This window comes from Marivirga tractuosa DSM 4126, from assembly GCF_000183425.1.
Lineage (GTDB): Bacteria > Bacteroidota > Bacteroidia > Cytophagales > Cyclobacteriaceae > Marivirga > Marivirga tractuosa.
In genome coordinates this window covers 4036050-4059918 of the sequence record NC_014759.1, presented here as the reverse complement: position 1 = coordinate 4059918, position 23869 = coordinate 4036050, and the positions used below count along the sequence as shown (strand labels likewise).

Below are 23869 nucleotides of genomic sequence, written 5' to 3'. Positions count from 1 at the left end.
AGCCAATGTTGGGGTGTCGTTATTTTTCTTCTTCTTGTTCAACTTCAGGTTCTAATATTTCGGGAACTTCAAAAATCATTGGAACATTTGATTTTAATGCCTTTCCGGCTGCGATTGCCTGTCTAAACTTAAGTTTAGGAAGGGTACTTGCTATTCCTTGTCCAAAATAGTTTGCCAAGAACTCGCTACTGGTTTTATCAAATTCTTGAAAGGAGATTATTGTATTACATTGAGTTAGAACAGTCTTTGAAACGTTTGCTGTTCTCTGTGCTATTACTAATAGTCCAACATCATATTTACGGCCTTGCAAAGCAATTTGAGCAATACTGTTAAGCAAAGACTGAGAGGACTTATCGGCTATTCCAACAAAATTCCATTCAGGGATTACTGTGTGAGCTTCTTCAAGTACAATGCAGACCTTATGCCCAAAACATCTTTCAGATTTTGCAAGTACAAAAAGGGCTTTGAATAATTGTCTGGTATACTCTAAAATACTGGCTGTATTTGAAACATCTGGAAGTTCAAAAATGCTTAGCCTGGACTCAGGTTCTTTTAAGAAAGCCTGGAGAGCATCATTCAAAGTCGTTTTAATGAACTCGTCTGCATCCTTTAGCTTTTCCTTATTCTGTTGATTCCCAAATTTCTCTAACTCATTTGATACCCATTCAAATGTCTTATAGAGTTCATTATCTTTTTCTTCTGAAACGATTTTTACCGGAGACAAGTCAGCAAATTTCCCCTTGTACTCACCTGTGAAATCAATACAAATCACTTTGATTGTTTTGTCCTTTAAATGCTCTCTGATAAGATTTCGGGCAAAAATTGATTTTCCTGTCCCCGTAACCCCGAGAACTGCTGTGTGGTGAGTTAAAGCTAACTCCTTATTTATAATGACTGGGAAGTTTGTATTTGGTATATGACCAATCTGAAACTCTGTTTCTGAAATTTTTACTTCTTGGATTTTTGAAGAGATATAGACTGGTGAATTTATTTCAGGAACCCAACCAAATTGCTCAAACCTAACTTTGTCATGATTCCAAGTCCCAAGTTGAATTGCTTCTCCAACTATCAAGCCTGTTTCATTTTTATTTTCTAATTGCTCTATTCGAGTTATGCCTTCGACAATTTGATAATAGACAACAGCTTCTTTAACTCTTACTTCTAGAAGTTGTCCATCTTCTACCGCAGCTTTGGAGTTATAAATGAACTTGATTTTTTGAATTGAAGAGTTTTCAGTTACAATTCCTACGAATGTATCCAAGTACTCATTTTCTGGAACATCAGAGATCTTGTAAATAATATCATCTGTATGTTCATTGAATATAGGCTTACCATCAAATATTTTATTGATTTCTGAGGTTGTGAGAACCTTTATCCACTGTTGCTCATTGAGTAAATAGGTGTCTAGGATTATCCCCTTTCTGATTTGACGAGAGTCATCTATTGAGTAGATAAACTCTACAAAGTCGAATAACTTGATAGTTTCTTTTCTATCTGAGAATAACTTAACTAAAAATGTGTTTTTTGACTGAACACCTAATATAGACCCAAGAGCATTTTCTTGCTTTTTTGTTTCGTTCTTTTCAAATAATCTATTGATTACCTGAGCTATCGAAGGTATGTTGAGAATCATAAAAATGACCCAATACAATAACAAAGCGTTAAAGCCTTCACTTCCTAATCCAAATTGATTCAACGCACCCCAAAGAAAAAATGCAGAAAAAAGTGTCTGAGGTTTCCCAATCTCTCTATTGACTCTTGAAAAGAATTGGATCCACTTGTTTTCTTGTGGCAAGGGGTTGTTTCTCAGCCACATTAAAACATAACTGCTTATTGCTAAATACAAAGTAATTCCAAGAAATAGCCAAAAAACCCAATTTCTGTTTTCTTCGGGAATTAACAGAAGTGATATTCCTGCAGTTACAGCATTAATGAAAATGCTAGAATCTTTTGAGAAATGAGGTTGGTCGATTAATGAGAGTAAAATAAGAAGCAAGAAACCTGAGGTGAACCAAAAATCATTGAGTAAGAAATTAAAGTCATTCGTTACGAATCTCCCAACTCCAATTAACAGGATTAGAGAGAGCCCGAGGAATATTAATCTTGTTCTCTTATTCATATGTTCGTTTTAATGCACCCCAACAATTGAATAAAGTACACCTCTAGGTGCATTTATTTCTTTTATATCCTTTGCAATCTACTGAATTAATAGTTAATAAAAAAGCCTTTTATATTGGATTAAGAACAATAATAAAGTCTATAACCGTATAATTATACGTATAATAAACGTTTAATTCTACACTTAAAATTAAAACATCATCACCTCAAAATATACAACTTCCCATAGCCTTTGGTAAAGGCTTTATCCCCTGCTGTGGCGCGCTGTTCCATGAATACTCCATCTTTTCGGACTAAAACTCTGTAAAGATAAACGCCATTGGCTAGTCTATCCCCGAATTCATCTTTTCCGTCCCAGGCGTAATCGGTAATGTTGTTTCCAATGTGGATCGGGCCTATTTCATCTTGCAGAATTTCTCTTACTACCCTGCCAGTCACGGTTAGTATCTGAATTTTAATTTCCTGTGGTAAATCCGTTCCTGTTAGCGTAAACACAAAGCGGGTGCTGGTAGAAAAAGGATTCGGATATGGATAGAAATTAGTGATGGTCGAGGCATTGATTACTTCAAATCTCACTTTATAAGGCTCCTCTCCTGCTGTGTTGTTACTGGCATCTGTTGCTTGCACGCTCAATTGATAGTTTCCATCTTCTAAGGCATCCGGCTGGTAATTTACGGTGAATGCTTTCTCTTCAGTTGCGGAAACCCACTCAATATTAGGATTGGAAAAATTTATTCGTTGACTTACACATTCTTCACAATCCCTTCGTAATTGAATGTCAATTCCAGTGGTATCAGATTTGTTGATCAACGTATTTTCATCCTTTAATTTAATTTGGATATACGGACGAGGAGAAACGATATCGCCATCTAATATGGAAATTCCATCGAAAGTCACCTCCACAAATGGTGGTAATGAATCCTTTTTGACCTCAAAAAGCCTTTGGTATGAAATCACATTATTGGTTAATCTATTTTCATTGTAATTAGAATTAGGGTTGAGACTTAGGGTCAGGTCGTTTTCTCCCACCTTACCTCTGGTATCTACTTCTATGGAGAAAGTAGTATCAGCATCCGCTTCTAGAGGGGCTAAAGCATTGGTCTCATTATGAAAAACCCGGTCTTCTCTATTGAATACTTGCCGTAAATAGGGAATTGGGGCATCAAAATCATTTGGCGTGACATTAATGGCTCTAAATGATTTACTGAAAGTTTCTCCTTCAGCTAATTCTGTACTAGCCCTGTTGGCCATTTCGGAAGGAAGCAAAACTGCATCCGGTACTTCTCGATAATTCACTTTCCATTTGGCAAGCTTAGCTGGGCTTAAATTATCCGGATCAGTAAAAGTTACCCTCAAACGCAATTGAGGATAGTGATTGACATTTATGGTAGAAATATCCAGTGGGAGGACTGCATCTGAAAACAATAAACTTTGATTACTAAGCGTGTCAATTCCAAATACATCAAGCCTTATCTGGTCAGAGGCCTCTATATCTTCAAATTCCGCATCCAATTCAATCCATTCTTTCACTGGCCCTATGGTCTTAGAAATAATGGTACCGGACTCAAACCGAGCTTCAACATCTTCATTCAATGAAATGCTTTGCTCACTTTTTGGAGTTTGTGTAGCTGTAACTTCAATTCCGTTTCCAGCCCCCAATCCTTTTCTGCCCAATAAAATATAAGGATCACCATTTTGAAGATTGTCTATCACACTTGCTGAGGCACCCAAATCAAGCAATTGGGTTCTGTTATTGGCGCGTAAAATATTCCAAGCCACACTATCATAGGAAGATAAAAGGACTATATCCCCAGTGGGTAATTCATCAAAATATTTTTTGAAATAGGTTTCAGGTTGAGCTAGTTGCGTATTACTGATCTGATTGATGACTTGAGGGCGAATTCCACAGGTTAAATTATCATTTAGGTCGAATGCACTGCCATCTGTTAAAATACTGTAAGGTACCGCATTGGATTTATCAAATGCAAGCAAATTAAGCCTATTAATTCGACAAGCTGCACCATTTAAATTGGTAATGGCATATTCATTACCATTGATTTTTATACTTAGGCTTCCTAAAGCACTATTGCCGGGAGCACTTACTTCTAGATTAAAAGTGTTTTCCTCAAAAGTCCATGAATCTTCAATTGTGATCCCCTCAATGGTATTGAGTAAAAACTGATCAGTAGTGTTTTGTTGCCAGCCCTGCACAGAAGAATTGGTATAGGTAAAGCTTGAAATAGTCCATTCATCCAGTTCGCCCTCTCTTGGGTTAGCAAATTTCGACCTCCAGAAATAGGCTTGATTATCATTGGAGAGTAAATCCGTTTCCCACTTGGCAATTACTTTGGCGCTAATACTCTGTTTCTTTAAATAAGGGCTATCAAATGATCGTGTAGTGTCCAACTCGAAGAGAAATTCCCTTTCGTCTGCAAGTAAATCCACTGATTGGGCAGTAAGCGTGATATTTTGTTGATCACTCAAGCCTTCATCATAAGGGTATAAATTCAAGGTGGTTCCTAAGGTCAGAAAATAATTGATACTTGCAGTGTTGTTATCATCTTTAATCTCTTCAATTTTTCCGCTTGGATCGATGATCACTTCCAATATATTTTGACCAAAGCTTTCAGGACGGTCATTATAGATACTAAGCGTAACAGTATCCTGATAATTTATAGCGGCTACTTTTTGAGTGTCCTGCACAATTACTTCATTATTGGGCAAAGTCCTTTTTACCAAAATCTCAATTGAATCTGCGTTCGTGATTCCATAATTTCGAATAATCACATCTAAACCAAATTCAGAAGTCAAGGCGTCAATAGGCTGTCCGTCCAGGGAAACTACTTCTAAGTCTTCATCCGAAATGGCATAATCAGGCTTTCCAGCAGGGAAAAGTTTATAAGCAGGATCACATAATAAATTCATCTGCTGAGCTTGAGACATGTATAATGGGGCAGGATTAGTCCCGAAATTAGCTAAATAATCATTTATGGTCTTTTGAAGCACGAGGCCGATAGGTTGATCAATCAGAACGGAATCTCCATAGGCATTGGCGTAAAACAAATCACTGTATCGCTTTAATTCATTTGGGAAGCCAAGGTAAGCATGTGCTAAAATACCAGAAGAACCTTTTTCAGCCGTATTTACCCAATCTTCGCCAAAGGGTGTTTCATTCTTAGCAATTTGGTAAAAAGCTCCAGCATCACATCCATTAATCAAAATAAAAGGGTATTTACCTTTATTATTATAACCTAAATTTTCATCAGAAACTCTTCCAATATCAATATCCGCAGTATTCGGACCAGAGTGTCCAAAAAAAGTAATCAAATTTAATCCTTGGTTTACTTGATCTGCCACATTAATAAACTCCACCACTTGCGTAGTTTCCTTAGTAAAATTAGAATGATTTCCTCCTATATATGGGCTTTTAGCATAAGTTGAAAAATCATTGATATAGCCCGAAAACCTATTGACTTCAAAAAATGAAATACCTCCACTTAAATTCAAAAAATGTTTACGCCTCAAATCATCAAAAGGCTTAGCTTCCATTTCTTTTATTTTATCCAGATAATCCGCTACATTTTGGCTATTGTGGGCATTCAACCTTCCAAAAGAGATCGCTGCCCTATTATTTTCCTTCCAGTCAAAACCAAATAAAATGTCGGAACCAGGCGAGCCAGCTGTGGGAACATATTCATTGAATAATTCATTAGGAATTTCATTTCTTCTGTAGTAGCTATGATACCAGTTCAATCCTTTACCTATAATGAAAACCATTTCAGCTTTAGTATTTTCTACTAAGAATTGAGTAAATCGATAAACTGCTAAAGGCGAGGTTTCGCCATAATTAAATTGATCATAGAGTCGGTTGATGTCCACCACCAAAGTATCATATCCACCGCCTTCTTCAGAATTGCGATAAGCTGCATAAGCTTTAACAGGATTATTGTAATCTCCGCTAGGGCTACCCAAATCTGGATGACTCAAAATCACATAATCAGGATTGAAATTACCATAATCTCTGAAATTTACCTTCTTAATGCTTGGAGTAAGGAAGTTCTGATTCTGCAAAAATAGTTCTGCACCAGCAAAGGTATTTTCAACAACAGTATTAATTTCAGTCCCTACCCTATTTGTTTTCAATAAAATGGGCTCATTGAAATTTTCTGTTCTATAAAGTCGTGCAGTACTATTAGTATTGAAAAGTTGTAAATACGAACTACCAAGGGGATTTGATTCTAAAGTCAATTTCCCTCCCGCTTCATTATCATAATTAGGCTCTTTTTGAAAATTGATTTTGATATACGACAGTGATATCCTGTCTGCACCTTCCGCTTGAGGCAATAATCTTATGACCATACTTCCATTGTTGGCCACATCTGTCCATTCCAAATCATCTGAAAAAGTCACATATTCATATTCATCAAAATTTACAGTACCGAGCGACCTTAAAGAATTTTCACTTGGTCCCACCAAAACCTCAGTTTGATGCTGCCTAATATTTCTTCCTTGGATAAGAATTTCTAATCGAGGCGGAAGTTCGGTTCGAACAGCCCGTTCCAAGCCTGTGATGGAAAAATTAGTGGGATTAGTAAATGCAGAACCAGACCATCCCTCACCTAAATCGAAAGCAGAATAATAAACTTCATCCTGCGGACTATAACGCTGTCCTCGATCTGCACTGTTCGTGAATAGCCTTATAATTTCCTTTTCAACTGCATTTTCTGCAGCCAAATTATTGGTGTTATTAATGATATTCTGCTCTTGAATCCTTTTACCATTTGTACCATCGTTCTTCCAAGTCAAAAAATAAGCTGATTCGTCTGTAAAAAGATTATAGTATTGATGTGCCTGATCCTCAGGATTTCTATACAAAGGAGTATCGGAAACCCCATCATTTCTTTTACCTAAAAATTGAATTACATCTCCCTGATCTAATCTACCGTCACTTTGACCGCTTACTCTAATGGCAATTTCTTGTCCTCTGTAGAAAATCTGTAATGATCTAGCGTCTATAGTGGAAAGTGGAACTCCTGCATCCAGCAAATCATCATATTCCAATTCATAAGCAGCTGTAGATTCTAGGCTTATTTTATAATAAGATTGATTGAAATTAATCCAAGATTGAGGGTTCTGTGCCGAAACAAAATGAATAGAAGCGGAAAGAACAAAGGTTAATATGGTATTAAAAAGTTTATTCTTTAGCATCCCAATTAAAAATCAAAGTGAAAACATGAGAATAAAGTGATTCTGAATAATCTCCTAAATCGGTGAAAGCATAATCAATTTGCAATATTTTGTAGCAAAAACCAGCCCCAATACTTGCTTGTCCATTCCATCTTTCCGTACCATTAAAGTTTTTGATCTTTTGAAGATTATTGCCACCAAATCGAACAAAAGCCATATTATCATAGCCTATTTCCACACCAGCTCGAGGATCAATAGAGAATTTATCTTCACTAACATAAGTATTTCGTGGGCCATCAAAAGTAGCATCTAAATTTACTTCTCCCATTATGGAAAATTTAAAAGGTAACTCCTGAGTGTAAGCCGTTCCAAAAACTAATCGAGGAACTGCCATTTCCGTGGTGTTCTCAGGGATTTCATTGTTGGTTTGGGTATAAATATCTTCTATCATAGTTATATTGTGATACCAGGTGGTAAAGGTTCCTGTGACATCTCGAGCCACCAACCCCACATCCAAATTCTTCCATTTGTAGTGGGTACCCAAATCAAATCCAAAACCCCAAGCCTTGGCAAATTCGCCTACCGTTCGGTGAATTACTTTTGCATTTGCCCCAAAAGATAAGCCATCCAAAAACTTTAAGTCGCGGGCATAAGAAAACTGAAAAGCATAATCAGCAGCGGAAAAGAAGCGAATATTATCATAATTCAAGGCTCCATTGGCATCATAAATGAATCGGGTATCTGGAATATCATCCACACCAAATCTGATTAAAGAAAAACCCATTTTACTATCTTCATCAATGGAAGTAGCAAATCCTACATAATCGTAAGCCGCTATTCCGGCAAAATATTCAGCATGCATTAAATCTAGAGAGTGGTCGGTTTTCAGACTTGAGAGTTTTGCAGGATTCCAATATCCTGCAGAAGCTCCTTCAACCGAAGCCACGGAAGCCCCACCCAACGCAAAAGCCCTTGCTCCTACCCCAATAGCTAAAAATTCATTGGCATATTTAGGCTTAGAGATTTGAGCATTTATCTCAACAGAGAGCACTAAAAAAAGAAAAATGAAAAGTATTTTCCTCATGAAATCTGAGTATTAGATTTATTGACTAAAATTAACAAATATCCGCTGAAAAAAATGTCAAATACAATCAATTATAAATATTAAAGCTGAAAACATTAACTACAATCACTTAGGATAAGTTCTGATGGATACTTTCCAAGATCCTTTTAAACTCTTGAAAATCCTTTTCTGAAAGGTTATCCCAAGCCTTCATCCTGATTTTTTGAACTTCTGGTAAACACTCCTCCACCATAGATTTCCCTTCAGTTGTTAACCCAATAATAAAACTTCTTCTATCACCGGGGTGAGGTTTACGCTCTATCAATTCCTTGGCTTTTAATAAATCAATAATACGAGTCATGGTAGGATGATCCTTGAAGGTATTGGTGGCCAATTCTCTTTGGTTCACCTCGCCCTTATCATATAATTGCTTTAAAACTGCCCATTGATCAATCGTAATAGTCCATCCCAATTCCCTAAACCTTTGCTTGGCATATTGCTTTACCCTACGTGCTGTTTTATCCAGTAAAAATGAATATCGGCTGTATTTCTCGGCTTCTTGCATTATTAATTATTAGTATAGCAACAAAATTAAGGCAATTTTCTGGATTTAGCGTATTTTTAAAATATGTTGTTTTAGATTATATAATTGAATTCAAAAAAAAGCATAAATTAAACCTTTGCAACCCTATGTATTTACACTTGTATTGGACTAGTTGGCTTACTATATTTATTGATTCATATTCTTAAGATAATCAATTATTGAAAAATACGCCCATAAAATTTAAGTATGCATCAAATTGAAAACAAAAAATCTGTAAGCAAAACTAAAACTATACTTGTTTATATTGCTACCATTCTTTTAGGATATATCCTCTTCATTATTCCGGATGTTTTCTTTGGAGTAACCAAAATAAACGGAGGTAAGACAGGAATAAACTTGCTGTATATAGCACTCTTTCAATTTGTTAGTGTGACCGCCCTACTCTATTTTTCACTAAAAATCCTTAAGAAAAATTTTACTGACATTGGATTAAAGTTTGTCAACCTTAAGAAAGACATCTTTTTGGGTTTGGGGTTCGGATCCTTATGGACTATTCTTCAGTTCGTGTTCCTAATTCCCAACACAGGCGGGGCAAGTAGAGCAGATATTAGTCATATGTTGACTATGTATGATGGCAGTATAATCGGATTGCTCTCTTTCATAGCCTTAGGAGTAATAGGTGGTGGCATCACTGAAGAACTTTTTAACAGAGGTTATTTTATCAGTATTTTGAAAGATACTTTTAAAAATCCAAAAACAGGTTTATGGTTTTCCGCTATTCTATCCATTGGCCTTTTTGCACTTGGACACATGCCTTCTAGCGCTCTAGACTGGTTTGATATTTTAGTGCCTACCGTCATGTACACATTACTCTTTATTTCTACGAAAAGGCTAACTTCTTCCATTATAGCTCATGGAATTTATAATATGACGGCAATTATTCTGACTTACTACATCTTTTTTGAATAGCATTTTGAATTAAACAAATGAATAAATTTCCTTATAAATCCATACTTCTTCTGTGTCTTATACTCCTTTTGAGTATCTCGGCTTTTTCACAAAAGAAATCAATATCCATCACTATAGATGATGTACCCAATACCAGAAAATATAAAAAAGAGAATTTCAATCTAACATTTTTGAAAGTTTTGGATTCAATGGACATCCCATTTACCATTTTCATAAATGAGGCAAAGCTTTTCAATAATGAGTTTGAAAATGAAAATAAGGAGCTATTGGAAATGTGGATTCAAAACAGAAATTCAATAGTTGGAAACCATTCATATAGTCACGCTAGATATTCAGCAGTTGGTTTCGATAAATTCGTTCAGGAAATTGAGAAAGGAGAAATCTTAACCAAAGAATACGCTGCCAATTACAAGAAAGGCTTAAAATATTTTAGGTTTCCATACAATGATATGGGAGAAGACTCCACTCAACATAAACAAATTAGAGATTTTTTAAAATCGAAGGATTATGTAATTGCCCCCTTTACTGTTGAAAGTTCTGACTGGATGTATAATTATGTTTATCTACATTATCTAAATACAGGGGAAATCGACAAAGCTGCAGCAATAGGTGAACAATATGTAAAAAAGACCATAGAGCTGTTGTCCTTTTATGAATCCATGGCAAATAGTATTTACAAACGCTCAATAAAGCATATTTACCTTTGCCATGACAATGCTATCAATACTGACTATATAGGTGAAATAATCGTCCGGTTAAAAAAGGAAGATTATGAAATTGTCAGTTTTGAAGAATCCTTAACAGACCCTATTTATTCGCAAAAAGATACCTATTACAAAAAATGGGGAATCAGTTGGTTGTACCGATATGTGGAAACTCAGGATGCGCGAGTACAATGGATGAAACAAGAGCCGGATTTGTCTGAAATAAATCATTTATATGAAGAAATTAGTCAGAAGAATTAAAGATCTTCCTAACTAAAAATCACTATAAAATACAGTTCTACCGTCCTTTACTCTATTTCCAAAGTCCCAACCTGATATTCCAAAATCATTTCTTGAAATATCAGCGTAAAACGAGCTTGTTCCTTATTTGCTGAAGCCGTTACATATTCCTGATTAGCTAAAGATAAATCTGCCAGATTAGCAATGCCTTCATTATAGCGTTCTTCTTGTACTTTGAAGGCTTCCTCAGCTGCCTCAAAGGCAGCATTGCTTACCTCAAATCGCTTTATAGCAGCATTATAATTCAAATAGGCATTTTGCACATCTTGAAAAATGATTCTCTCTGTATTTTCGAAATCAAGTTGGGTGTTATGCAAATTAACCTTTGCTCTTTCTACATTTGCTTTGTTGATGTAATTATTAAAGATCGGAATGTTTAAATTCAAGCCTACAATATTGGTGGGATACAAATCTAGCAGTTGATCTCTATAATTTAAAGTATTAAGTGAGCTATATTGTGTGCCATATTCATAAAATGCTCTCAGATTAGGTAAATATCCAGACTTCATACTTTCTATATTTTGATTTGCTGATTGAGTTCTGAATTTTAGTTGTTTTAAATCTGCTCTATTTTCTATAGCCAAATTAAATAATTCTGCTAACTCCAACTTTTCATCTTGAGGAGTATCCATTAGTCCGTCTGAAGAAATCACATATTCTTCTAATGGATCTAGCTGCAAAATCTGTGTAAGTTGGGCTTTATCAAGTAAAAGGGTGTTTTCAGCTTCAATGTACTCCATTTCCAGTTGTTTAACACTAGCATTTTGGGTAAAGAAATCAGCTTGTGGTCTGAGTCCAGTCTTGGTAAATCCTTCAATTCGATCTAACTGTTTATTTTGGTTTTCAACATTCTTCCTGGCAATTTCCAACAACTGCTGGTCCAATAAAATTTGAAGATACTGCTGTGCAACTAGGAAAATAACATTCTGCTTTTCTCTTTCTATTCCTTCTGATTGAGCCTTATACTCTAGATCAGAAATTCGCATTTGATTCTGCCTATTAAAGCCTTCAAAAATAGATAAACTGGCACTGAGTCCTCCCGATAATCTATCTGCTTGAACATTGCTGATTTCAAAACCATCTTCAACCAACTGAAATTGCTGCCCAACTTGTCTGGTTGCCCTAACATTTAGGGAAACATTCGGCAAATAAGCCATTTTGGCTTGAGTCTGATCCATCGATAAGCTCATCAATTGATTCTCAGCTTGTCTTAGGCCAACATTCCTATCTAATCCTATGGCGATTGCCTCTTGTAAGCTTATGACTTTTTCTTGCTGATTTTGGGTTAAACCAGAATAAGATAAAAGGGAAAACAGAAAGGCAAATAGTATATTTTTACGAAACATGTAATTCATTTTTAAGCGAAATATCTTTAAGAATGGCTCCATCTTCTAATTCAATTATTCTCGAACCATATTGTGCATTTTCTTCTGAATGGGTCACTTGAATAATAGTGGTTCCTTGTCGGTTGAGCTCCTGAAAAAGCTCCATGATTTCTTTGGATTGGGTTGAATGAAGATTTCCTGTAGGTTCATCTGCCAACAAAATAGACGGTTTACCAATAATAGCTCTGGCTACTCCCACTACTTGCTGCTGTCCACCGGAAAGCTGGGCTGGGAACAAATCCTTTTTAGCTACTATGCCAAATTTATCCAGCATTTCCGCCACCAGGCTTTTTCGTTCTGAAGATTTCACTCCTCTGTAAAGCAGTGGTGTTTCTATATTTTCATAAACCGTCAGTTCATCAATCAGGTGATAGGCTTGAAAAACGAATCCAAAATGCAGTTTGTGCAATGCGGATTTTCTTTTCTCACTAAGCGAGTCGATTTTCTCCTCCAATAGTTGGTAACTTCCTGCGGAATGATCATCCAATAAGCCGATGATATTAAGTAAAGAAGACTTCCCTGCACCACTAGGCCCCATAATGGTCACGAATTCTCCTTCTTCAATCTGCAGGTTTAATCCTTTCAGGATAAACTGTCTTTGAAATTTATTGCTAATGTATTTGTCTAAATCTGTTAATGTGATCATGTTCTAGTTTTTTAATGTGGTTTTTCAATTTGTATGCCACTTCAAAAATATGGCTTCAAAGGCTCATTAAGGCGTCTTTTCTTTAAGCCGTTGTTCAAAAGCGGGAGAATACGTCCGAAATCGGACGGTGTTTTGTTGATTGTCAATTAAAGTCCTATTTAATTTTTAGACTTTCCTTTTCCAATTTTCTTCTCCTTTCTTTTTTCTACTATATGATAAGATTTCATTTTTCCAGCCGACACCCCTATAATCCCCTCAAGGGGATAGTTCTCACAGATTTATTTTTGAAGGAAATAATATGTTTTATAACTTTTTTTTAAAAAAATTACTAAGCAAAAGATTGGAATAAGGTATACCCAAATATAGAATCGAGTGTTCCGTGCGACTCCCCCCTTGAGGGGGGCGAAGGGGGGTGTAGATTTAAGCTGTGAATTATCTTCGTTTAAAATCATTCATCCTTTAAAGTTTCTGCGGGATTTAAGCGCATGGCCTTAATGGTTTGGAAGCTAATGGTAATCCAAGCAATCACTATTGCAATGAGTCCGGCACCTGCAAAATACCACCATTCGGGTTCAATACTGTAAGCAAAACCTTGAAGCCAGTTTTGAGTAGCCCAAAAGCTTATAGGCAAGGCAATAATAATAGCTATAAATACCATTTTAGTGAAATCAGCAGAGAGTAATTTCATAATCTGCAAACCTCCAGCGCCTAGTATTTTTCTAATACCTATCTCCTTTTGCCTTCGCTCAGCCGTAAAAGCTGCCAACCCGAACAAGCCTAAACAAGAGATAATGATGGCTATTCCGGCAAAGTAGCGAGAAAGCAAAGACACTTTTTGCTCTGCCTGATATTGAGCCTGATAATTAACATCTAAAAACTCGTAATTTAAAGTGAAGCCCGGATTAAAGTCTTTATAAAGTGCCTGAATTCCTGCAAGCGTTTCCTCTGTACTATTGGCTTGAATTTTAGCAAAAATGCTCAGCATAAAACTGATATCGAAATGAAAAAGCATAGGTGAAACTTCCTCGTGTAAGGAAGAAAAATGAAAATCTTTCACTACACCAATAATCTGCTTTTCTTTGCCCCACATGGTCACCGTTTTTCCGATTGGATCTTCTAAACCCATTACCTTAATGGCCGCTTCATTAAAAATAATTTTATCTTCCTCTGCTCCATATTCATTAGAAAAGCTTCTTCCCTCTTTCATTTCAATTCCTAAAGTTTCAATCAAGCCGTAATATGCCCTGGCTTGCTCAAATAAAATATTACTATCGGGATCTTTTCCCTGCCAAGTAACACCAGTTGTAGATGCACCACTTTTCACTATAGAGTGCGTAGTTGCCGAAGCATTCACCACTCCAGGAACGGCTTTTAAGCGATCAATAAAAAGCTCTAAACGATTGGCTACTTCCCCTTCAATTGGGATTTTGACTACTTGCTGTCTTTCATAACCCAGATTTTTATTCTGAACATATTCAATTTGTTTGTAAACTACCCAAACGGACACTAAAAGCACAATGGAAATAACAAATTGAAATACGACCAAGCCTTTTCTGGTCCACAATTCTCCCGTTGAAGTGGTTAATTTTCCTTTTAAAATGCTAACAAGTTTAAAACCAGAAAGATAGAGGGCAGGATAGCTCCCAGCTAGCAGTCCTGTGAAAAGCGTAATTCCTGCAGTAGCTATCAATAAATTAGGAGATAATTGCAAGCTCAAGCTTTTATCCGTGATGGCATTAAATTGAGGTAAAAGCAATAACACAAGTAAATAAGCCACAATTAAGGAAATAATTGTCATTGCTACAGATTCTCCCAGATGTTGAATAATTAATTGCTTACGATTAGCTCCTAAAGTCTTTTTTACACCAATTTCCTTTAATCTTCCAGCTGCTCGGGCCGTGCTTAAATTCATGAAATTGATACAAGCAATCGATAAAACAAATAATGCTATTATACCGAACAGGCGCACATATGTTATCCGCCCTCCTGCCTCCTTTCCATTTTCAAATTTACCATGCAAATACCTGCTAGAATACTGCTTTACAAAAGGTTCAACATTACTCCATTCTACTTTATTTTTTATCAGTGGAGCTATTTCTTCATTCAGTTGGGGCACATCTGTTCCTTCTGCCAATTGCACATAAGTAAGTGCTATATAATTGCCCCAATGATTACGCTCTTTGCCCATTAAATCATCTATAAAAACCGAAAAAGGAAGTATAAACTCGAAAGACTCAGTACTATTACTGGGCAAATCATGAATAACAGCCGAAACCTGAGCTTGTCCCTTAAATTTCAAGATCTGCCATTCCAAGCTTTTGCCTATCACATCAGTAGTTCCAAAAAGTTTTTGCGCTAAAGATTCGGTTAAAACTATACCACTTTTATCAGCCAATGCTGTTTCGGCATTACCTTTTAAAAATGGAAAAGAGAACAACTGAAAATATTCCTGACCAGAAAACTTTCCTCTTGCTTTCATTTTATCCTCCCCAATAGCCAAAGAAAAACTGTCGCCAAATTCATTGGTATCTGTATCCTCCACTGCTCTGAGCACCTCCGGCCTTTCTACTTCCAATACATCCGCCAAAAGTGCCGGAACTGGCGGTGCAGAACGGATTTCTCCCTTCTCATCATGATGTAAATAAACCTGATAAAGCTGCTCATCATTTTCATGGAATTTATCGATCGAAAGCTCATCATTGACCCACAGGAAAATAAGAAGTGCACAAGCCATGCCGGTGGAAAGCCCCAAAAGATTGATAAAGAAAGTACTTTTAAATCGCTTGAAATTGCGGTAGATTATAAGGAGGTTATGTTTAAACATGCTCTGTTTGTTTAAATTGAAAAATAGTCTTGCACTACTTATTCAATTGCGGTGCCATAGTATGAAATATAGCCTCATATTGCTATTAGGAAGGTTTTTGGAATTGCTATGTTCGTAAATGTTGTGGGTTTGTCCGTAAGCGGTCGGTTGATTGAATTCGTTTTCGACACTATCTTTCTTTCTCACTTTCTTTTTGCTACTATATAACTAGATTTCCTCAGTTACAGCTAACACCTTTACATCTCTCAAGCAACACCCCTATAGTCCCCTCAAGGGGACAGTCTCACAGATTTAATTCAGCAGAAAAAATAAAAACTCATCACTATTTATTTCTTTTTAATTAAAAGTCTACTTTAGAAAACAACCTTTTCAAATTAAAATATCGAAAGTAATTTCCGTGAGACTCCCCCCTTGAGGGGGGGCGAAGGGGGGTGTGGATTTAAGCTTTGAATTACCTTCTATGAAGGTAATTTATAAACTTCCTTGGATTCCTTGACGCTCAAAAAAGATCTCGCAAAGAGAAATATGTGTTAACTTTTTGAATTTCAAAGACTGAGGTACTAAACCTTAGAGAAAATTTAAACGAAAGGACATTATATCTCATCTTACTATTTAGCGCCAGAGGCGCCAGTAATCATCACCATCCAGAGGATGGCGATAGGGAAAATGATCCTCTTCCGCTAGCCTCTGGCTAGTGATGATTACTTACGCCTCTGGCGAATTTTAGCTTTCTATGCCTTTAACAAATTTCCAAAGCTAAACTATGGAAAAGTAGCTAAACCAAATCACTCATCTTTCAATACTTCAGCTGGATTACTATTAGCTGCTTTAAGCGAGTGTAACCCTACTATTAATAAGCTTAAAACAAGGGCTATAACGCCTGCAACTATAAAAGTCAATGCAGATAATTCCATGCGGTATTGAAAATTGCTTAACCAATTATTCAAAAAATACCAGGCTGGGTAAATGGACAATACAAAGGCAACCGATATCAGTAAGGCGTATTCTTTGGTAATCAATACTAAAATATTTGATAATGAAGCTCCCAACACTTTTCGAATGCTGATCTCTTTGGTTCTTTGTGCTATAGTAAAAGAAGACAAGCCAAAAAGCCCTAAACAACTAATCAGAATTGCAATCACAGTTGAGAAAATCAGTACTTTTCTTAATCGAACTTCACTTGTATAAAAGTTCGCAACCGTCTCATCCAAAAACGTAAACTCTCTTGTTTCATTTGGGTAGATATTTTTGAAAGCATCCTGCATGGCATCTACGCAGGCTCTTAAATCCACGTTTGGAGCCAGCTTAGTGTTTACTGTAAATAGATTTCTTTCATCATAGCCCATCATCATAGGTCTTATAGCTGCATGCATAGACTGGGTGTGAATATTTGGGATTACTCCTACAACCGAAAGATATGTACTATCATATTCCACTTGCTTCCCAAGGGCAGCATGAGCACTTTCTATCCCGAGCTTTTCCAGAGCAGCCTCGTTAATCACAATCTCAGATTCATCAAAACTGAAATTTCTTCCTGCTAAAAAGGGAACTTCGTAAAGTGAAAGGTAGCTGGTGTCGGCAGTTTTAACCTGTATGCTTACTTCTTCTTCCACACCATTAAGATCATGGGTTACTGTGCTCGTCCACATTGAGCCAGAAATTAGCATATCATTACTTAAACTAACCTTATCAACACCGGCAATTGATTCCAATTCACTTTTAAGTAATTTGGTTTTGTCTAAAGTACCTTGAAAAGGTGTGGAAATATGTAAGACTGCCTCTTTATTAAAACCAATATTTTTATTCAAAAGGAAATCAATCTGAGAATTTATAGCCAAAACGATAATGATAAATGCAATGGAAGATCCAAACTGGAATACAATCAAATTCTTTCTCAAAAAATATTGAAAATTGGACTTGCTATGTGTCATTCCTTTATCCTTTATTGCTTTTATTGGACTATAGCCTGAAAGAATCATGGAAGGATAAAAACCAGATAAAAGCAACACTATTAATGAAAGCCCCAGCAAAAATAATGCGTTATCGAAATTCCAATAATCAAACTCAAAACCTGCAGGAAGAACCTCTTGAAAATAGGATGTCACCAACTGACTTAATAAGGTAGCTCCGACCATGGCTAAAAGTATAATGACATAGGTCTCTATCAAAAATTGACTAATCAATTGCCTTCTAGTACTACCCATTGTTTTTCTAATCCCAACTTCCTTCGATCTCAATCTAGCTTGAGCAGTTTCCAGGTTTATGAAATTGATACATGCAATAAATAGAATAAAGAAACCAATAATTATCAATCCATTCAAGGTTTTCCTATCGGCTGTATTTCCACTAAAAGTATCTGAAAAATGTAAATTGCTAAAAGGCTCAAATTCAAATTGGGTTGTCCAATTACCATCGGGTTCCACATATTTATTTTTGATTGCTATCAATTCATTGTCAGCTTTTTCCTTCTGACCAGGGGCCAACTTGACAAAAAGTTGCGCATTTGAACTAACAGATCCCCAGTCATCCACATTCCTCTTGGCTCGGATTTCTCTATTACTCAATAGCGTCTCATAAGAAATGAAATCCGTAAAAATGAGGTCCGTATTTTTTTGTACGTCTTCCACCACTCCCGTCACCATCACACGCAAGGTATCAGTATAAACTAATTCCTTACCGAGAATTGTATTTAGGGCTTCATCACCAAAATACCTTCTAGCCGAAGATTTGGTGAGCACAACCGAATTTGGTTGATCTAATGAATTTATTGCAGATCCTGCCAACCATTCATACTCAAATAGAGAAAAGTACTTCTCATCAGCAAATACCACCTTAGTACTGATACCAAAATTCTCTGACTCATCAGCTGACTCAACCAAAAATCGATAGGCACTGAAGATGGGAGCAACTTCTTGAGCAGCCGACATTTCATTTCGAACCGCTTCAACCAAAGGAATGGGAGAACCCGGATTAGGCCACTCTTCCTCTCCATTACTTGTGACAGAAGTAATTCTGTAAATTCGATCTCGATCCTTTTGATGGGTATCAAAGCTATATTCATAACTCACCAAGTTATAAACAACAAAGCAAGCAGCTATTCCTATGGATAGACCTATTACATGAATAAAAGAGCGCAAGCTGTGACGCTTGATATTTCGCAGGGCGATTTTAAGATAGTTTTTTAACATTTTCTTTTGCTTTAGATGCGTTTTATTATTCTTCTTTCAAACTCTTCACTGGGTTCATGAAACTTGCCCGCATGGTTTGGAAAGACACGATTATAATGGTGAAGATCACTCCGATCATAACCGTTGCAATGAAAATATCCGCACCAGGTGTTGATTTCACCTCAAACTGTTCCAACCATTTATTCATCAGCCAATAGCTAAAAGGCATGGCCAACACAATTCCTATTAGGGTAATTTTTAAAAATTCCTTATTAAACATAAAGGAGATATTGAAAGCCGAAGCTCCCATCACTTTTCGAATACCTATTTCTTTCATGCGTCCAGTAATCGCAAGTGAGGCCAGCGCAAAAAGTCCCATAGAAGCAATTAAGATTGCAATAATCGAGGCAGTCGCTATCATTTTACTTAACCTTTGATCTGCTTCATATTGTTGTTGAATAGATTCATCAAAAAATTGGTAATCAAAAGGCTCATCCGGAAATAACTTCTTCCATTCGGTATTGAGGTTCTCTATAATAGCTTGATAATTATTAGATGATATTTTTACAAAGACGGTAGGGCTCATTCCTCCTGGAATATTCAAGGTATTGATACCAGAAAGACCTACATCGGGGCTCATGGCCATCATGACTGGCTCTATCTCAGAATACAAAGCAGCATGATGAAAATCCTCCACAACCCCTACAATCCTATGATTATCATAACTTCCAGGGCTTCCTACCTGTGCCTGTAAAGGATTTTCCATATTAGCGACCTTGGCAAAAGTTTCATTAATCAGAAAAGCAGAGCTGTCCGAAGGAAATTCAGTTGATAAGTTTCTTCCTTCCTTAATTTTATAGCCTACTACATCAGCATAATCAGCATCTACAATATTAAAACGATAGTAAAAAGTACTACCATCCTCTTTAGGAAATCCGGCATTCCACCAGCTATTATTACCATAGGTGCTCATAGCTATTCCTGCATTTTCAATCCCTGCTCTGCTTTTAATAGCCTGTTTGTAACGATCTGCCTTTTCAAACGACATCTTGATACCCGATCCAAATCCACCGCCGGAAGAAACTAAAGGCACTTTTACTTCTATAATGTTATTGGGAGAGAACCCTAAATCGTAGTTATTAATGGTATTCATTTGCTGATACATGACAATCGTGCAAGCCACTAAAAATAATGAGATGAAAAACTGAACCCCTACCAGTGTCCTCCGTAAGTTATTTTTTCCAAAACTAATGCTCAATCTCCCCTTTAATACATTTACAGGTTGTAGCTTGGAAAGAAACAGTGCGGGATAAGAGCCGGCTATCAACGTGATCACTAACATTAAACCGACTATAATCAAAATTTGATTGATGGAATAACTGATCACCAAGGACTTAGCAAATAAATCGTTAAAAACAGGCAGTAGTAAATGAGCTATAAATATTCCTAAAACGGTAGAAAGAAAAGAGATAATCATAGATTCCGTCATAAACTGACCGAATAACTGCTTATACACAGCCCCCATGGTCTTTCTTACGCCTACTTCTTTAGCTCGCGTTGCAGATCTGCCAATGGCTAGTGTTGTGAAATTTATACAAGCAATCAGCATAATCATCACGGCAACACTAAATAAAATCCATAATAATTGAGGATCGGTAACAGCCATACTGCCACCACTTATGTCAGCATTTAAGTGAGCCTCTTGGATCGGTTGCAAATACAAAGCATAGCTACTTTCATCGTGCTGCTCCTGTCCGATGGCGTTAACAATCATACTAGGAAGTTTTTCCTCCAACTCTTTTAAATCATGCCCCTCCTTAAGCCAAACATAACTTTCTCCATAGGTATTGAACCAACTGTCCAGTCCATTTGGACCTATATAAGTAGAAAGATTTAAGTCTGACATTAAAAGTCCAAAATTGAGACTCGAGTTATTGGGTAGATCCTTGAGAACTGTTTTTACCTCATAAGTTTCAAAATCTTTCCCTAATTGAATCATTAAAGTTGTCCCGATCGGATCCTCAGCTCCAAAAAATTTCCTGGCTGTGCTTTCAGTGATGGCAATAGAATACTTTTCATTTAAGGGATTTTTATCGCCTTTTAGGACCGGAAAAGAAAACATTTTGAGGAAATCCGACCCCACTATAGTAGTCTCTTGTAAAATAGCATTCTGCTCTTTTCTTTTTGATAAATTAGACGTTTGAATCAGATGGGTAGTACCTGCCACCTCTTCAAAACTCGCTTTTATTGCATTGGGAGCTGCCATTGGACCTGATGCAGAAATAGAAACTTCTCCCGGCTGCACTTCTTCCTCCCATAATACACGTCCTATTCGATCTCCATTATTATGAAAGTCATCAAAAGAAAATTCATTTTGAATGAATAAAAACAACAAAATACTAACACCTAAGCCCAAAGACAGACCAAAGAGATTAATGGCTGTATATAATTTGTGCTTGATTAAATTTCGAATGGCGATTTTAAAGTAATTCTTTATCATGAGTTCTATTTTTTGGATGATTCCCTTCTATTGATTCTACCCTTTTTATTAATTATCCTTTATATATTTTAATGGACTCGTATTGATCGCTTTAAAAAGCTTGTGGCTTAGCGACAATAGCGTTATTGAAATAATAATGATGATGGCTATAATCACATCGAAAGCATTAACATTGATGCGATATGCAAATCCTTCCAACCATTTTTGGACTGAAACTATGGACAGCGGAATAGCCAAAACACCCGCAACTGTAATAAACAGAACAAACTGCTTAATTAAAGAGTAGGCTATTTTCCAGTCGGATGCGCCTAATATTTTCCTGATGCTTAACTCCTTTTGTCTGGTTTCAATTTGAAATGAAATGATAGCGTACAAGCCTAAACAAGCCAGTATTAGTGCAATGGCTGAAAAGAAGTAAATGGAGTTGGCAAATAGCTTGTCACTTTTATAAAGTCCGTTGACATGCTCTTGCAGAAACTTATAATCAAATGGTAGATTAGGAAAAACCTCACTGAAATCCGCGTTAATGGCACTGATAGCGGATTGATAATCATCCGTATTCAGCCTTACAAAAATTCTGTCATCAAATGATCTTGGAAAAAATAAGATGATAGGCTGTATATTCTCATGCAAACTGGCAAAGTGAAAGTTTTCTGTAATGCCGATTAGCTCGCCTTCCCAAACATCATTGAGCACGATCTCTTTCCCTAGCTCATCATTGCCAATTTGCAGCATATCAGCTGCAGCCTTATTAATGATAAAGGAAGTAGAATCGTTAGCATATAGAGAGGAAAAATCACGACCAGCTAAAAGGGGAATCTCCATTGTTTCCAGGAAATTATAATTGGCAGAAAGAAGGCTAATTCGAAAGGACTCTTCACTATTCTCCTTAAGATAAACCGGCACACTGCCATTCAGTCCATCAAACATATTTCCTGTGGAAGTCACATTTATGACAGATGCATTCTGCAATAATTTTTGTCTGATCGTCTCGTAATTCTGAGTTAATGAAGGGCCGTCTACCTTCAGCACTATGATATTTTCATTTTCATACCCCAGATCTTTTTGGGTTAAATAATGCATCTGTCGGCCAACGGTTATGCTGCCAATAATCAACCCGATAGTGATAAAATATTGTAGCCCTACCAAAACAGACTTCACCCCTGAAGGGCTGCTCACTTTCACCGAAGCACTGCTTAAGGTTTCTGAAGCTGAAAAGCGAGCAATGATTTTAGCGGGATAAGAACCTGCCAATAATCCGAGTGCCACGCTAAAAAGGATCACCCAATACCAATATTCAAATAGGTACTGATTGATATATAATGGCGCTTCGAAAATCTGATTAAATTTTTCCCCAAACAATAATAACAATGCGACTGCCACCAAAGTAGCAATAAAAACAAGCACTATGGATTCAAACACAAACTGTCTGAAAATACTAAACTTATTAGCTCCCAATACTTTCCTGATTCCGACTTCCTTAATTCTTTTGATGGACAAGGCAGTAGAAAGATTGACAAAATTAAAAATGGATAAGCCCAGAATTGCCAATGCCACAACAATCAAAATCCTGATCTGACTTTTACTCCCTTTAGGAGCCGTGCCATCTCGCTCTGATATATTTTCAGAATTTAAATGAATGTCCTGAATGGCTTGTGCTTCAAGGCTGATATTTTCACTAACATCCTCTCCCATATGTCTTGCTATAAAACTGTTCAATTTTTCATTGAATGTGCTTGGATTGGTTTGCTCTACTAAGCGCACATAAGTAGGAAAGGACGTCCATCCCCAGGTAGCCAGGGTAACAGGATAGCCATAAGGGACTTCAAAAGATGAGAAAGAAAGAATCATATCAAACTGCAAATGCTGTGGAGTTTTGGGCTTCTCCACCACTCCAGTTATCTTGAAATCCTTCTCATTATCAATTCGAATGGTTTTCCCTAAAGCAGACTCCTCACCAAAATATTTATGGGCTAATGTCTCCGACAAAACCACTGTATTAATTTCGTCTATTGGATTAGGATGAGCTAATTCAACAAATTGATAAGGAAAGAACTCAAAAAATCCGGAATCGGCATAAAACACTTTGGTTTCATAAAATTCATCATTTTCGAGGCTTACTAAAATATTATCAGCATGTCTAAGCCTTACTGCCTTTTCCACTTCTGCAAAGTCTCTTTGTAGTGCTGGCCCCATGGGAGGTCCAATAGCGGCATGCCGTTGATCTGTCTTTTTGCGTAAGAGATTTACCCTATAGATCTCCCCTTCTCTGCTTTCCATTTTATCGTATGAATATTCATACAACACAAAGTTTAGTATGATAGCACAGCTTAGTAAGGATATAATTAACCCGCCAATATTGATCAGCGAGAATACCTTATACTTCAATATGTACCTTAGCGCGTGTTTTAAATAATTAGCTATCATAGTGTTTGTGTTTAGCCTGTGAAACAGTTAACTAC

General features: G+C 36.7%; 12 protein-coding genes. 2 read left to right on the top strand and 10 right to left on the bottom strand.

Annotated features, from left to right (window positions below):
- Window positions 1–19: 19 nt before the first annotated feature.
- The 4 genes from FTRAC_RS17175 to FTRAC_RS17160 form a co-directional block, all read right to left on the bottom strand.
- On the bottom strand, window positions 20–2119 hold the full coding sequence (locus tag FTRAC_RS17175) for an ATP-binding protein (protein WP_013455554.1): 2100 nt from the start codon (window positions 2117–2119) through the stop codon (window positions 20–22).
- A 200-nt stretch (window positions 2120–2319) separates the two neighbouring features.
- Window positions 2320–7326 carry a putative type IX secretion system sortase PorU2 gene (porU2, locus tag FTRAC_RS17170; protein WP_013455553.1) on the bottom strand — a complete coding sequence of 1669 codons (5007 nt, stop codon included), beginning with the start codon at window positions 7324–7326 and terminating at the stop codon, window positions 2320–2322.
- Entirely contained in the window at window positions 7313–8389 is a 1077-nt protein-coding gene (locus FTRAC_RS17165) for a putative type IX sorting system protein PorV2 (RefSeq protein WP_013455552.1), read from the bottom strand. Before FTRAC_RS17165 ends, porU2 begins: the two co-directional genes overlap by 14 nt.
- A 109-nt stretch (window positions 8390–8498) precedes the next feature.
- Window positions 8499–8933 carry a MarR family winged helix-turn-helix transcriptional regulator gene (locus FTRAC_RS17160; RefSeq protein WP_013455551.1) on the bottom strand — a complete coding sequence of 145 codons (435 nt, stop codon included), beginning with the start codon at window positions 8931–8933 and terminating at the stop codon, window positions 8499–8501.
- Between the two features lie 225 nt (window positions 8934–9158).
- On the opposite strand from FTRAC_RS17160, the gene FTRAC_RS17155 reads away from it, so the two are divergent.
- Window positions 9159–9881 carry a CPBP family intramembrane glutamic endopeptidase gene (locus tag FTRAC_RS17155; RefSeq protein ID WP_013455550.1) on the top strand — a complete coding sequence of 241 codons (723 nt, stop codon included), beginning with the start codon at window positions 9159–9161 and terminating at the stop codon, window positions 9879–9881.
- Window positions 9882–9898: 17 nt separating this feature from the next.
- On the top strand, window positions 9899–10846 hold the full coding sequence (locus tag FTRAC_RS17150; RefSeq protein WP_013455549.1) for a polysaccharide deacetylase family protein: 948 nt from the start codon (window positions 9899–9901) through the stop codon (window positions 10844–10846).
- 47 nt (window positions 10847–10893) lie between these two features.
- Here FTRAC_RS17150 and FTRAC_RS17145 read toward each other — a convergent pair whose 3' ends face one another.
- The 6 genes from FTRAC_RS17145 to FTRAC_RS17120 all read right to left on the bottom strand — a co-directional run bounded on the left by FTRAC_RS17145 (window position 10894) and on the right by FTRAC_RS17120 (window position 23834).
- Entirely contained in the window at window positions 10894–12231 is a 1338-nt protein-coding gene (locus FTRAC_RS17145; RefSeq protein WP_041649952.1) for a TolC family protein, read from the bottom strand.
- Entirely contained in the window at window positions 12221–12916 is a 696-nt protein-coding gene (locus FTRAC_RS17140; RefSeq protein WP_013455547.1) for an ABC transporter ATP-binding protein, read from the bottom strand. Before FTRAC_RS17140 ends, FTRAC_RS17145 begins: the two co-directional genes overlap by 11 nt.
- A gap of 448 nt (window positions 12917–13364) precedes the next feature.
- On the bottom strand, window positions 13365–15740 hold the full coding sequence (locus tag FTRAC_RS17135) for an ABC transporter permease (protein WP_013455546.1): 2376 nt from the start codon (window positions 15738–15740) through the stop codon (window positions 13365–13367).
- 785 nt (window positions 15741–16525) lie between these two features.
- Window positions 16526–18928, bottom strand: coding sequence for an ABC transporter permease (locus tag FTRAC_RS17130; RefSeq protein WP_013455545.1), 2403 nt, complete (start codon window positions 18926–18928; stop codon window positions 16526–16528).
- Window positions 18929–18953: 25 nt separating this feature from the next.
- Window positions 18954–21407 carry an FtsX-like permease family protein gene (locus FTRAC_RS17125; protein WP_013455544.1) on the bottom strand — a complete coding sequence of 818 codons (2454 nt, stop codon included), beginning with the start codon at window positions 21405–21407 and terminating at the stop codon, window positions 18954–18956.
- Window positions 21408–21455: 48 nt separating this feature from the next.
- Window positions 21456–23834 carry an ABC transporter permease gene (locus FTRAC_RS17120; RefSeq protein ID WP_013455543.1) on the bottom strand — a complete coding sequence of 793 codons (2379 nt, stop codon included), beginning with the start codon at window positions 23832–23834 and terminating at the stop codon, window positions 21456–21458.
- Between the last annotated feature and the right edge of the window lie 35 nt (window positions 23835–23869).